The 11,834-nt window shown below is 69.9% G+C and carries 11 protein-coding genes and 2 pseudogenes; 9 read left to right on the plus strand and 4 right to left on the minus strand.

Translation table 11 applies throughout. The features are described 5' to 3' along the window. Nucleotides 1-180: 180 nt before the first annotated feature. From AB0F68_RS00105 to AB0F68_RS00135, 7 genes and pseudogenes are all read left to right on the plus strand, one after another. Nucleotides 181-564: pseudogene (locus AB0F68_RS00105) on the plus strand (hypothetical protein); the annotation flags it as partial. A gap of 1,445 nt (nucleotides 565-2,009) precedes the next feature. After that, nucleotides 2,010-2,189: a hypothetical protein gene (locus AB0F68_RS00110; RefSeq protein WP_357331495.1), complete on the plus strand. Its 180-nt coding sequence runs from the start codon at nucleotides 2,010-2,012 to the stop codon at nucleotides 2,187-2,189. A 638-nt stretch (nucleotides 2,190-2,827) separates the two neighbouring features. After that, on the plus strand, nucleotides 2,828-3,970 hold the full coding sequence (locus AB0F68_RS00115; protein WP_357331497.1) for a hypothetical protein: 1,143 nt from the start codon (nucleotides 2,828-2,830) through the stop codon (nucleotides 3,968-3,970). A gap of 149 nt (nucleotides 3,971-4,119) precedes the next feature. Further along, on the plus strand, nucleotides 4,120-4,800 hold the full coding sequence (locus tag AB0F68_RS00120; RefSeq protein ID WP_357331499.1) for a hypothetical protein: 681 nt from the start codon (nucleotides 4,120-4,122) through the stop codon (nucleotides 4,798-4,800). Between the two features lie 221 nt (nucleotides 4,801-5,021). Further along, nucleotides 5,022-6,026 (plus strand): hypothetical protein, encoded by a 1,005-nt coding sequence (locus tag AB0F68_RS00125; protein WP_357331501.1) that lies wholly within the window; start codon nucleotides 5,022-5,024, stop codon nucleotides 6,024-6,026. Between the two features lie 269 nt (nucleotides 6,027-6,295). Further along, the gene (locus tag AB0F68_RS00130) at nucleotides 6,296-6,616 is read left to right on the plus strand and encodes an STAS domain-containing protein (RefSeq protein WP_357331503.1); all 321 of its coding nucleotides are present in this window, start codon (nucleotides 6,296-6,298) and stop codon (nucleotides 6,614-6,616) included. A 712-nt stretch (nucleotides 6,617-7,328) separates the two neighbouring features. Then, a complete protein-coding gene (locus AB0F68_RS00135) occupies nucleotides 7,329-7,700 on the plus strand; it encodes a metalloregulator ArsR/SmtB family transcription factor (protein WP_357331505.1) in 372 nt (123 codons plus the stop codon). Nucleotides 7,701-7,877: 177 nt separating this feature from the next. Here AB0F68_RS00135 and AB0F68_RS00140 read toward each other — a convergent pair whose 3' ends face one another. Together AB0F68_RS00140 and AB0F68_RS00145 are read right to left on the minus strand one after the other, a co-directional pair. Beyond that, nucleotides 7,878-8,045, minus strand: coding sequence for a hypothetical protein (locus AB0F68_RS00140; protein ID WP_357331507.1), 168 nt, complete (start codon nucleotides 8,043-8,045; stop codon nucleotides 7,878-7,880). An 89-nt stretch (nucleotides 8,046-8,134) separates the two neighbouring features. Next, nucleotides 8,135-9,202: an ATP-dependent DNA ligase gene (locus tag AB0F68_RS00145; RefSeq protein WP_357331509.1), complete on the minus strand. Its 1,068-nt coding sequence runs from the start codon at nucleotides 9,200-9,202 to the stop codon at nucleotides 8,135-8,137. A 381-nt stretch (nucleotides 9,203-9,583) separates the two neighbouring features. Here AB0F68_RS00145 and AB0F68_RS00150 point away from each other — a divergent pair. Together AB0F68_RS00150 and AB0F68_RS00155 are read left to right on the plus strand one after the other, a co-directional pair. Continuing rightward, nucleotides 9,584-9,778, plus strand: a pseudogene (locus AB0F68_RS00150) (hypothetical protein); the annotation flags it as partial. A gap of 53 nt (nucleotides 9,779-9,831) precedes the next feature. Beyond that, nucleotides 9,832-10,107, plus strand: a complete 276-nt coding sequence (locus AB0F68_RS00155) for a hypothetical protein (protein ID WP_357331511.1) — start codon at nucleotides 9,832-9,834, stop codon at nucleotides 10,105-10,107. A gap of 6 nt (nucleotides 10,108-10,113) precedes the next feature. Here AB0F68_RS00155 and AB0F68_RS00160 read toward each other — a convergent pair whose 3' ends face one another. Together AB0F68_RS00160 and AB0F68_RS00165 are read right to left on the minus strand one after the other, a co-directional pair. After that, nucleotides 10,114-11,370 carry a helix-turn-helix domain-containing protein gene (locus AB0F68_RS00160; RefSeq protein ID WP_357331513.1) on the minus strand — a complete coding sequence of 419 codons (1,257 nt, stop codon included), beginning with the start codon at nucleotides 11,368-11,370 and terminating at the stop codon, nucleotides 10,114-10,116. A 10-nt stretch (nucleotides 11,371-11,380) separates the two neighbouring features. Next, nucleotides 11,381-11,821, minus strand: a complete 441-nt coding sequence (locus AB0F68_RS00165; RefSeq protein ID WP_357331515.1) for an NUDIX domain-containing protein — start codon at nucleotides 11,819-11,821, stop codon at nucleotides 11,381-11,383. Nucleotides 11,822-11,834 lie beyond the last annotated feature (13 nt).

The raw sequence follows: 11,834 nt of genomic DNA on the forward strand, positions 1-11,834 counted from the left end.
TCACAGCCGATGCCATGGGCTCGGTGTCAGAGATTGTGTCGTCGTCGACACGGCGGTGTCAGAGGCGGCACAACCTGCGCTGTGTGTGCCTCGTGAGTCGCTCGTGTCGTAATCGGCGCCTACCTGACGCAGCGACACCATCACGGCGTCAACCGATGATCTTGGTTGCTGGAGTGTGACATGACTGCCTCTGACATCGACTGGCCCGCCTCGCCGCTGGACGCCGCCGACGCCGCGTTCGCCGCACTGACCTGCGACCCCGCACCGATGACACTCGACCTTGACACGTTCGACCCTGGCACCGGCCTACCCGGTGATGTCATGACCCTGCCGGCGCTGCGAGATTGGCTCCTCGCGCACCCGCGCGCTTTCTCAGCGCGCGACGAGGTGTGGCGGGAGGTGATCCGCCGAGCCCGCCTCGACGGGCCGGCGTGGGTGATCGCCGCGGTCGGCATGGCGATGCCAGCGTTGCGCCGCTACGCCAGTCACCTGTCTACCGGCTATGGCGGCGATCCCAACGACATCGGCGCGGAGGTCCTCACCGGCTTCCTGGCCGCGGCGAGGGCTGCGACGTCAGCCGCCGACAAGTCGTCAGAAGCGACGAGCCCGGGGAGGAGCCCGACGAGCGCGGCGACGATCAGTACCGGGACCAGCCAGGGACGCCGGACGCGACGCCGGTGGGCGATGAAGCCGTCGAGCCAGTCGTCTTCGGTGAGGGTGTAGTCGAGTTCGACCGGGCCGACGGTGACCTGCTCGCATGACATGAGAGGGCAGTGTATTCCCAGCATCCCGTCCGTCTGATGGATGGGCATGCCTGCTCGGCCGACAACTGGGCCCTCGCGTTCGACGCGTCGCGGCAGCCGGCCGGGCCCCGCGGCGTTAGGGAGCATCCGCCGGCCGCGCCGGCGAGCTGGCGGCGGTCGTGGGGTTACGATCACTGCGCCTCCGGCGGAGGCACTCCGGCTCCAGCAGTTCGATTCCGCCTTGTCTGATCCTTGACGCGCTGGCGGTGCGCGGCGTTGCCACACCTATGTCACGCGTCCTACTGCCAGGCCCGACGGTGAAGCTCTCCAGATCACCGGTAGGCATATGGGCTCTTCTCGTCCTGCTCACTGTCGATCTCGGCACGCAAAGGCCTATGCGGCGGCGTGACCAGGATCGTGACCACTGCGAGGGCGGCCGGGCCGTGCGGCTGGATGATCCGACTTGGGATCAGGGACATGCCTCGCGCGTCTGCTCAAGCATCGGCCGCTCGCCATCACGCCGTTAGCAGCCGACCACCACCGCTCCGACCCGGTCGTGCTTGGCCCAACCCGCTGACACCTCCCGCGCGACGCGAGCCTGCAACCGCTGCGGATCGAGAGCCAACAGGCGGCAGGATGGGCACAGTGCTGGTAACCCGCCGTCACCTCTTCCCGGCTCAGTCGGCTGGCAGCGAAAACCGGTCGGTACTACCTCCGAGATTGGTAGGCAGTACTTCACGAGGGTTCCCGTGCTCGCACACATGAGCAGCGCCTTCACGTGATGCGACTGCATTGGAGGCCCTCCTTGTCGGTCTCTGCACCGGTGGCCCTGCACACGCGTCTTCATAACCGGCCGCGGGCGTCGCAATCATCTCAGGCGCGGCCCGTCCGCTCACGCGGTTGCCCCTGCCCTTGCCAATCGCAGCGGGGGCTGGGCTGGATGAGACGGCGGGGGGCCGGCGGTTAGCCACGTCATCGAGCAGGGACGATCAGGCGGTTGGGGGCTCGTCGTACGGCGCTGCAGCGGGGTGGGACGGTTGCGAGTGCGGCGACGGAGGGTTGAGTCGGCATTGGGGTCCCCGAGCCCCTACGTCGTTCGCCGTCAGGCGGATTGGCGCAGGAGTCCGAGGCAGTTGAGGCCGACGATGACCGTGGATCCTTTGTGGCCGGCGGCACCCAGGGGGAGGGGTAGGTGGCCGACGAGGTCCCAGGTCACCAGAACACCGATGAAGGTTGCGGGCGACCGCCGCGCTCGCCTGCTTCGTCATGGTGGTCACCGAGGGCCAAGCGGTACACGCGGCCGCCGGGGTCAGCCGCGCAGACCTGCAACAGACGGCTGACATCGCGCTCGCCCGGTTCGTCACCGCGTCCGGTACGCGGCCGCGCGGCCACGTCACCCATGTGGGCGTGAACGGAGTCACGAGCGCTCACGGGCTGCCGCATTGAGTCGATGTGACACCAGCGGGACGGTCGAGGGGCGGCGGAATGGTTCGGTCTCTCGCCAACCGTGCGGGACGGCGGGCCCGCAGAAATTGGGTAGGCCACCCGATATCCCGTGCAGGCCCGCCGCAGAGTGCAACCCGCCGGCGCTGTCGGAGGTCACGGGACCCCGTCCAGCCATTGGACACATCTCGCCCTCATGGAGGGGTGACGCCAGCGACAGGGCTTCAGTAATGGAAGGGCGGGGTGCGCGGCCTCATGCCCGACGGAACCACACCGCCGGTACGACGTGACGGCCGATGTCAGCCGCAGGAAGTCTGGCGCCGGCGGAGATCAGCCGAGTGTGAACACGAGCGACTTTCCCGACAGTCGGCGGCCCGCTCCGGGGGCAGCCCCCCACCGTCGGGCAATGGCACCGTCGCCAGGCTCCTCCGCGTTCCCGATCTCATCAGGGGCATTCGAACAGTTCGTGCGCCAGGTCGTCGATGCATGCCGGTGGCAGCCCGGTTGGAAGCGCCCGCGCCTGCCGCTAGGGCGCGGCGCGCCCGATTCCGATCAGCGGCATGCTGTGATCGGGCCACTGCGTTCGGTAGAGTACGAATGATTGATCATCGGCGATGGCCGAGGGTCGGAGGGATGCCGGGATGAGTCGACGGGGCAGGCGGTGGACGCGGGTCGCGCTGCGCCTCGGGCTCCTGCTCGGCGGGGTCGTTGTGACGTGGGGCGCGCACGAGGCCGCCGCCACCGCGACCGCCTACGCCGCCGACCGTCCGCCGGCCGCGCCGATCGACGCCGCCGTCGACCTGCTCACCGACGTGCTCCGCCCAGTTCTCGAGGCGGCGGCACCCACGCCGGCACCGCGGGTGCCCACCAGCGACTCCGCGTCGCCAGCCGCCCCGCCGATGGAACCAGGCTCCCGAGCGGTGCCACCACCGACCCGGATGGCACCGAGCCGCCCGACCCCCGACCAGGCAGCAAGCCGACCGGGCCGGGCGTCCCTACCGTCCGCTCACCACGCGGAGCCACCCGCACGGGTCGGCACGCCGAAGCCCGCCGCCGGCTCATCCCGCTCGGCCGGGCTGGGTGGCGGGAGGATGCTGACACCAGTCGGTGGTGGCCTGCGTCCGGTGACCGAGCCGGTCCGAACGGGCGTGCTCACCCCGGTCGCCGACGCGCTGCGCCCGGTCACGGGCCCCGTGCAGTCCGACGTGCTCATGCCGGTGGCTGACGCCCTCCGTCCGGTGACCCGGCCGCTCGCCCCGGTCCTCTCGCCCATCTGGCGAGGGCTGCAGCCGGTGCTCGAGCCGCTGGATCCTGTGCTCGAGACCCTCGACCCGGTGACGGACCTTCTGGACCCGCCAGCCGCCACACCGCCGGCCACGACGCCGCCGAATAGCCCGGCCGGCGGCCCCGTACCTGACGCTGGCCCGGGCGGCAGCGGGCCTGCCACCGAGCCTGCCACCGGACCGGTCGTCGCCGCGCCTGACAAGCCCGCCGTGGGATTCGACTCCACCAGCACCCCACCGGACTGGCACCGCACCACGCAGTTGTCGTCCCTGCCGCGCCTCGCTCGGCCGGACGCGCCGCGCCTGCCCTGGCCGGATGCCGACTCTGCGCCCGCCCCCGGCACCAGTGGGTCCGGCGCGTCCGGTGCTGTCCACGGGGGCCCGGCCGACACCCCCGCGTCGGTATGGACGCCACCCAGCCTGGCCGAGCGACTCTGCCACCCGACCGGTGGCGACGCTCACCCGTCCCGCTCGCCCCGCCCGGACACCCGGCCCGCCTGACCGGCGGGCCGTTGCGTGCCGTCCGCGCGGCACCGGCGGCCTCTGCGTACCCGTATGCCTGACGGCCCTTGGTGGCCCGGGCCGGCCCGCGGTGGCCCCGCGACGACGCCGGCATCGTACCCCATCACAATGGTGGCCAGGAGTTACCCATGAACGTGACCCAGCCCGTCGTCCGGGCTCGCTGGTGCGACATCGGCCGGATCGCCGATCTTGTCACCGAAACCCTCGCTCCCACCGGCCTCGGCGCCTGGCTCGTCCCCGACGAGCGACGCCGGCCGACCATCCTCACCGCGGTGGCTCGGATCTGGATAGAACACGCGCTGCTCTTCGGCGATGCGTTCCTGCTACCCAACGGCACCGCCGCGACCGTCTGGTTCCATCGCTACCGGCCCATCCCGCCCCCAGCCCGACACGCCGACCGGCTCACCGAAGCATGCGGTGCGCACCTGGATCGTTTCCTGCAGTTCGACCAGGCCCTCGCCGCGCGGCGTCCCACCGAGGCACACAACCACCTGGCCCTGCTCGCCGCGCCGGGCCCGGCGGAGTCGGGCCACGCCGCGGCGGCCCTCGCCGGAGCGCAGCAGTGGATGGACACCCTCGGCCTGCCCACCTACGCGGAGGTCTTCACCGACGACGACCAAGAGCTGTTCCGACGGCACGCGTACACCCAGCGGGACGCCGTTCCGCTCGGCGATCACACCATCGGGCACTCGATGTGGCGGTTGTCGCCGCCGTGGAAGGGACGGTCCAGCCGCAACGTTCGCTCACCCGTGCGGCGTCCGCTGGTCCTCCCACACAACAACCCGTCGACCCGGTGGGCGCTGCGCTGAACCACCCGATCTGGCCGGGATGGCCCCGCCATCCCGGCCAGCGGCCCAGAGCATCGGCCCGCTGTCCGCCTGACCTGTGATCAATACGGCGCCCCGACTGATCGGCTCGCAAGGGGAGGAAGAAGCCGCATCTGCTGCCGTGCGTATGCCATCCCAGAACTCTGCACAGCCCGGCGACACCGCCATCGCTGACCAGCCGCATCTTCTACCCGGAGAACCGCGTGACCAACAACCTGCCCGTCTGTCGCGCCCACTGGCACGACATCCCGCAGATCGTAGATCTTGTCGTCGGCCCCTTCGCCGACAGCACGATCGGCGCTTGGCTCGTACCCGACGAACACCGCCGGCGGGACATCCTCAGCGCCGTCGTCCGCGTCTGGACCGAATACGCGATGCTGTTCGGCGAGGCCCATCTCCTGCACGATCGTTCCGCCGCCGCCGTGTGGCTGCACCGCTACGGTCCCATCTCACCACCGGCCGGGTACGGCGAGCGGCTCGCTGCCGCCTGCGGCGAGTACCTGGACCATTTCCTGCACCTCGACGACGTTCTGCGCAGACACCGACCCGACGGCCCGCACCACCACCTGGCGTTCTTCACCGTCGCGCCGAAGCCGCACCGCGTCAGGCGCGCCCGCACCCTGCTCGCCACCAGCAACGCGCGGATGGGCCAGACACCGATGCCCACCTACACGGAGGTGACCACCCTCGCCGACCGGGACCTGTACGCACGGCACGGCTACGTCCCCCTCGAACCATTCACTCTCCCCGACGGCAGTCCCACCTACCCGATGTGGCGCGCTCCAGGACAGCGCCGGCGCCGTGACCGCTCATCCACCCCAGCCTCGCGCCCGCCCACGCCTGCCCTGAACGACTTCCCGATCCGGCTCATCCTCGACACCTCCGCCATCCTCGCGTTCACCGAGGGCTCGACCGCGGTAGGCCAGGCGATCGCCAAGGTCGCCAGCGAGGAATCCCTTTTCGGGCTACCCGTGGTGTGCCTGGCCGAGGCAGCCCGATCAGTCATCGATACCGACCGGCTCGATCTCCTGGTCAACCATCCGGCCGCGGCGGTGCTGACCGTTGATCCGCTCCAGTGGAAAAGCCTCGCCGCCACCCACCGCGCGGTCGGCCGGCTCGACACCGCAGGCGCTCTACTCGCGGCCGCGGCCAACGACTGCAGTGTTCTGTCCGATCCGCCCCGGGCAGTAGCGGGGGGTCCGACCTAGGCAGGCGGACCTCTTCGCTCGACGAGCGGCAGGGGGTTCGTCCGTTCGACTGGCAGCGGCTGGGACCACCGGCTGCGTAGGGATCGAGGCCGACGGACCGAACTGCCCGTGTGAGCCAGCTGCCCATCGGCGCAGCGATCCCGATAAAGGGCCCAACGCGGGCAGATCAGCATCGGGCACAAGAAGGTGCTGTTTCCGCGGCTGGGCGTTATGGTTCCGAGCACACCGCAAGATTGGATGTGGAATTCGCATGAAAGAACACGCGACCGGTGGGTAACTTCACGATCAGTACATCCCTTGCGGCGGACGGCACCTCCACGATTCACGTGCGCGGCGATATCGATATCGCGGCTTCGGAAGACCTCAAGGCCGCGCTAGTGAACGAGGTCACGCAGCGCCGCCCACCCCGACTGGTAGTCGACATGCTGCAGGTCACATTCATAGACTCCACGGGCCTGGCGGCCCTCCTCGCCGCCCAGCGCGCCGCCCGAGGGCTGGGCACCTCACTGGTGGTGCGGCAAGTCAGCACTTTTCTAGAGAGGCAGTTTCGAATGGCAGGGATCTACGAGGTGCTCACCGGCAACCGATAGTGACTTCCGCTCAAATTAGCCGAGCCCTTACTCTGCCGCGTTTCAAGACGAAAACCACAAATGGGCTCGGCGCGCTTGGGCCCGACTCGCTGATTCCTCAAAAGCCAGCGACTCGCAACCGCGGAGCCATAAAGCGAGGATCGTTGATGTAACGCCGGCCATTCTGCACGCTGGTCGCGCTGTGAGGCCGGGATGGGTCCCCTCCCTGGCGGGCTGCCAGCCTCTGACCGCGCTCGTCATGCGAACGCTCAGGGTGACCGCTACGGCTTGCCGGGCCGGCAGCACCGCGTGCGTCGCCAGCGCCGGGGCAACCGTGGGCGGTGACGCCATCTTGAAATGGGGGGATGCTCATGGTCCGGCAGCGGGCTGTACTCCGCCGGGGAGAACAACCGCAACGAGTCCCAGCCATGCCGCCACGCGCCACCCGGCTGCGACTGGGCGTCGAGGATGACGTCATCCAGACCAGCGCGGCGCAGGTAGTAGCCGCCGCCAGGCCCCCTGCCCGCCCCCGACGACCACCACGTCACACGATCGGGCACGCCGGCACCTCCCTCCGTCCGCCGATCATCATCCGGAGCGGCCCAAGATCCCTACACACTGGGCCGATTCAGACACCCGCCCGTCCGGCGGCGGACACGACCGGGACGGATCAACAAGGCTCCCTACCCGCAAACCGACCGTGACCCGGTCCTGGTTCCACCGGCGTGGAACGATGGCAGACGTGGGAACTGCGAAAACTGCTACGCCTGCCATCTCGCCGCTTGCTGGCGAGCCGATCAAGCGTGCCGATGCCGAGCGGCTCGCGGGAGTGCTGAAGGCATTCGCCGACCCGGCCCGGCTGCGACTGCTCAGTCTCATCCAGTCCGCTCCGGAGGGCGAGGCGTCCGTGAGTGACCTCATCGCGCCGCTTGGTCTGTCCCAGCCGACCGTGAGTCATCACCTTCGGATCCTCACCGAGGCCGGCCTGCTCGAGCGCGACAAGCGGGGCGTCTGGGCGTACTACCGCCTCGTACCGTCCGCGATCTCGGCGATCGCCGACTTGTTGACGCCGCCTCGCAAGCGGGCGACGAAGAAGACCCGCTAAACGGCACTGTCAAAGGCTGGCGCCGGTGCCGCGTCCGCGGTGCCGACAATGACGTCCGCTCTGGTCACGGCCGGTTTGTGGCCGCGCCGACACCCCCCGTCGTCCTGGACGTACGTTGCCCGTACGGAGAGGTCAAGTTCGACCTAAGCGGCTGTGCACGCGGTTTGCCTGGCCGACTCAGGACATGGGGCAGCGGCTGGCGGTGGCGTAGTAGGCGTGCGGAGTTGGCCAGGACCGACGCCGGAGATGGGCGACGAACTGGCCCCGCTCGGCGTCGCTCTCCAGCCGCAATCCGCGGTCGTCGTCTCCGGCCCGCAGGATGACACCGTCGGGCTCGACCGGCACCAGGATCTCATCGTTGCAAGGCTCACCCGCGCAGGCACCCCAGTAGACGGCCACTGCGCCGGGGCGATATCGTCGGCGGTCTACGCTTGTCAGCCGGCCGCTATCCCGAATGGGTCTTCGCCGTCGCCGAGCAGTAGCGGCACGTCGTAGACCGACATGTCCGGCCGGGCCCGCGCGTAGCGCACCCGGTGGCGCCACCGCTGGTGCTCGAACGCCACGTCGGCGTCGATCTCCGCCACCACCGTTGGGTCCACCTGCGCGTACGGCAGGGGCTCGGGTCGGTCCAGCTGGCCGGACCAGGATGCGGGCAGCGGCTGCGGCCACGGATGAGCGGTCGCGCCGGGGCGCGGCAGCCGCGGCGGTGAGAGCAGCGGCGCCAGTTCGCCGGCCTGAGCGGCGGTCAGCGGGTGGGAGCGGCCCGTGTAGCGCAGTCGTCCCCGCCGGTCGAACCGGCCGAGCAGCACGGTTTCCGGACTGCTGATGTTGCCGGTGACCCCGCCGACGATGGCCTCCGTGACGATCCGGGTGCGGAACTTCGACCAGCCACGCCGTCCGGGCTCGTACCGGCCGCCCAGCCGCTTGCTGACCACACCCTCGATGCCCGCCGCGACGGTCCAGTGCAGCAGCCAGTCCGACACCAGCGTCATGTCGGCCGTCTGCGGGGTCAGGGTGAGCTGCGCCGGAGAGTCGGCGAGCAGCCGCTCCAGCCGGGCCCGCCGCTGCGACAGAGGCAGATCAAGGATCACCCTGCCGTCGGCGTCGGCGAGCAGGTCGAACAGCACGTAGTGGGCGGGGCAGTCGCGTGCCAGGCGCAGGAGGGCGCGGCCGGCGGTGACGCGCCGCTGCAGCTGGGCGAAGTTGGTGCGGCCTCGCTCCCAGACGATCAGTTCACCGTCGAGCACCACGCCTGGTGGGATGGCCGCCCGGATCGCTCGCGTGATGTCCGGGAAGTAGGTGCTCAAGTTCCGGCCGGCCCGCGACTGTAGGTACACCCCATCCGCCTCACGGAAGGCGACCGCCCGCCACCCGTCCCACTTCGGCTCATGTACCAGGCCGGGGCCCTCGGGCACCACGTCCACCGGCGCCGCGAGCATCGGCGCGACCGGCCGGCGCAGCACCGGCTCCTGCCCGGCGCTCCCCCGTGGGCGGGCTGGCATCACCTCCAGTCCCCACCACGCCGGCCGCAAGCGCCGCTCATCTTCCGCCCCCTCACGTCATCGTCGAAGAGACATGGGCTGCCGCGGGTGCAGATCAGCGACAACGAATGGCATCAGCGCGCGTTGCGGCCGGGCTGGCGCGCGGGACCATGCAGCGAAAAGGAGGCCCCTCACCCCTGCACGGGGCACCTCTGCTGAACTGGCGGACTGATCAGGACAGCTGCCACCACCTTCCGGGCGCCCGGCTGAGTCGGGGCAGTGCCTGCTCGTTGCGCCGCGAACCGGGTGGTCACAGGGGTGCTAGCAGATTTCGACAACCGGCTCCGACAGCAGAGCCTCGTACGCCGGGCCGGGTCCTCACGGATTACGTACGGTCGGAGGGTGGACGTGCTGCTGCGCGGCGGGCCAGCTGACGGCCAAGTGGTGCCCGGCGGTGGGGAGATCGTCGTGTGGCAGGCCTGCCTGTACGAGATTACGCCGGAACACGGCCGCCGCAGCGGGCGTGATTTTCGGGTATATCGACACCGCCCGGACTGCTGTGAAGCGTATGGCCGGGGCGCCGAGGACCGCTGCGAGTGGCCTTCAATCTGTTCGCTGCCGCACCCATCGAACGTATGTACGATTAGCTCGTGCAGGAGGTGGTACAGCGGTGGTGGAACGGGATCTGGGGGCGGCTGACCCGGCGCGACTTGTGGCTCGTCCGGGAGACGCGCTGGACGGTGATGGCCCGCGCCGGCGACACCGAGACGGGCAAGGTGCTGCGGTGGGAGTTTGACTCGGAGCCGGAGGCCCTGCAGATGGTTGACCGCCTGCTACGCGCCGACACCGCCGGCCGGTGGCGGGAGCAGGACCGCAGTACTCCCCCGCCGGTTGCTGGCGTCGGTGAGGCACGGCGGGTCACATAGTGCGGATTATGGGGCCTGGCTGCCGGCCGGCTCGGGGATGCGGAGCCTTTCCAGCGCCTGGCACGCGAGCTCTCCGACAGCGGGGAGATGCGATGTGCAGGCCCGGAAGGCGCGTTGGATCTGGTGTGGTAGGCGGTGTTCCTCGGCGATGGTGATGGCAGCCTGGAACGCCGTTTCGGCTTGGGGTGTGTCGGCGCGGGCCAGGAGGACTTCGCCGGTGGTGACGTGGAGGATCGCCTGCCATTGGGGTGGTATGGCGGCGGTGGATATGCGGTGGCGATCGAGTAGGTCGGTGGCCAGGTCGGGTCGGTGTGTGTGGACCAGCCCGCGCAGGTGCACTTCGTGGAGGGCGTGGAGGCTGGTGAGTCCTGTGCCGGGTTTGGCGTCGACCAGTCGCCAGGCGCTGGTGATGGTGTGGTCGAACAGGGCGGGGTCGCCGAGTTCGCCGGTGGCTCGGGCGAGCTGTACCAGGCCCGCACCTCGGTCGGGATCAGGCGCAAGTTCCACTGCGCGTTGAAGTCGGGCAACGGCGGCGGTGTGCCGTTCGACCTTGCGCAGCTCGTTGCCGTGTACTCGGAGGATGAAGGCGAGCAGGTCCTGGTCGTCGAGGTGTTCGGCCAGCCACAGCGCCCGGCCGGTCCATCGGGCGGCGCTGACGAGTCGTTCCTCGGGCAAGACGTAGCCGAGTGAGACGCCGAGCTCGGCGCGGGCGCGGGCAAGCAGGAGCATCACCTCCCGCTCGACGTGCCCGTCGGCGACGCGGCTCTCTAGGCGGCTGACCAGCGGCCAGAGCTCGTTGACGGCGTCGGCGCCGTGTCCGGACTGTCGTGCGATCGCGGCGAGGCGGATGGTCGACTCGCCGAACTGGAGCATGGCGGTGAAGTCGGCGTCGTCGGGGTCGCTTACCCCGAGCGTGTGCGCTGGCAGGCCGAGGTGGCGGGCGATACGTAGCCGGGCCGCGACATCGCTGATCTCCCGCCGCCCCGTTTCGATCATCGAGATGTAGGTCGCGTCGTAGCCGAGCAACTCCGCTAGACGTCGCTGGCTTACACCAGTCGCGACCCGGTAGGCGCGCATGATGACCGCGAGATCGCCGCTGGCCAACGCCGCGCGTGCGGTGTCACTGGTCCACAACCACAAGGCCGCGTCGCCACGGCGCCGGACAGGGACTGGCAGGGCGGCACCGGCGATGGCATGGCAAGCCGGGCACAGCGGCGACGTGCTCCGGCGGCCGACCTTCGCCCCGCAACCGCCGCACTGCATCGTCGGTCGCCTACATGATCCGGGTACTGAGCTTGGCGTACCAGGTCGCGATGGACCTCTTGTACCCGTCGGGCATGCGCAGCGCCGCGGCCTCAGCCTCGGTGAACAGGCCGACTTCCTTGTGCTCGTGGCTGACGACCGGATTAGCGTCGGTGCCGACGTGGCAGCCGTACGTGATGATCAGGACATCGACGTCGTCGCGGATGTGGTACTGCCAAGCGTCCAGCAGCGGGCCAGAGGTCACCGCCCAGCCGACCTCCTCGGCGATCTCCCGGGTTACGCACTCCGCGGGTTCCTCACCGAGTTCCAGCTTCCCGCCCGGCAGCTCCCACTCGTCGCGCTCGTTGCGCAGCAACAGCACGCGGCCGTCGCGGACCACGACGCCCTTAACCGAGACAGGGAACAGGTGCGGCTGGTAGCTCATCGACCGGCTTCCCTCTAACTGGTGCATGGATCTGGACCGT

Source organism: Micromonospora sp. NPDC023966, assembly GCF_040639095.1.
Lineage (GTDB): Bacteria > Actinomycetota > Actinomycetes > Mycobacteriales > Micromonosporaceae > Micromonospora.

Excerpts from the sequence above, each read along its gene's own strand:
- AB0F68_RS00110 (WP_357331495.1), top strand. The coding sequence starts at position 2,010 with ATGGTGGTCACCGAGGGCCAAGCGGTACACGCGGCCGCCGGGGTCAGC.
- AB0F68_RS00115 (WP_357331497.1), top strand. The coding sequence starts at position 2,828 with ATGAGTCGACGGGGCAGGCGGTGGACGCGGGTCGCGCTGCGCCTCGGG.
- AB0F68_RS00120 (WP_357331499.1), top strand. The coding sequence starts at position 4,120 with ATGAACGTGACCCAGCCCGTCGTCCGGGCTCGCTGGTGCGACATCGGC.
- AB0F68_RS00135 (WP_357331505.1), top strand. The coding sequence starts at position 7,329 with ATGGCAGACGTGGGAACTGCGAAAACTGCTACGCCTGCCATCTCGCCG.
- AB0F68_RS00145 (WP_357331509.1), bottom strand. The coding sequence starts at position 9,202 with ATGCCAGCCCGCCCACGGGGGAGCGCCGGGCAGGAGCCGGTGCTGCGC.
- AB0F68_RS00160 (WP_357331513.1), bottom strand. The coding sequence starts at position 11,370 with ATGCAGTGCGGCGGTTGCGGGGCGAAGGTCGGCCGCCGGAGCACGTCG.
- AB0F68_RS00165 (WP_357331515.1), bottom strand. The coding sequence starts at position 11,821 with ATGCACCAGTTAGAGGGAAGCCGGTCGATGAGCTACCAGCCGCACCTG.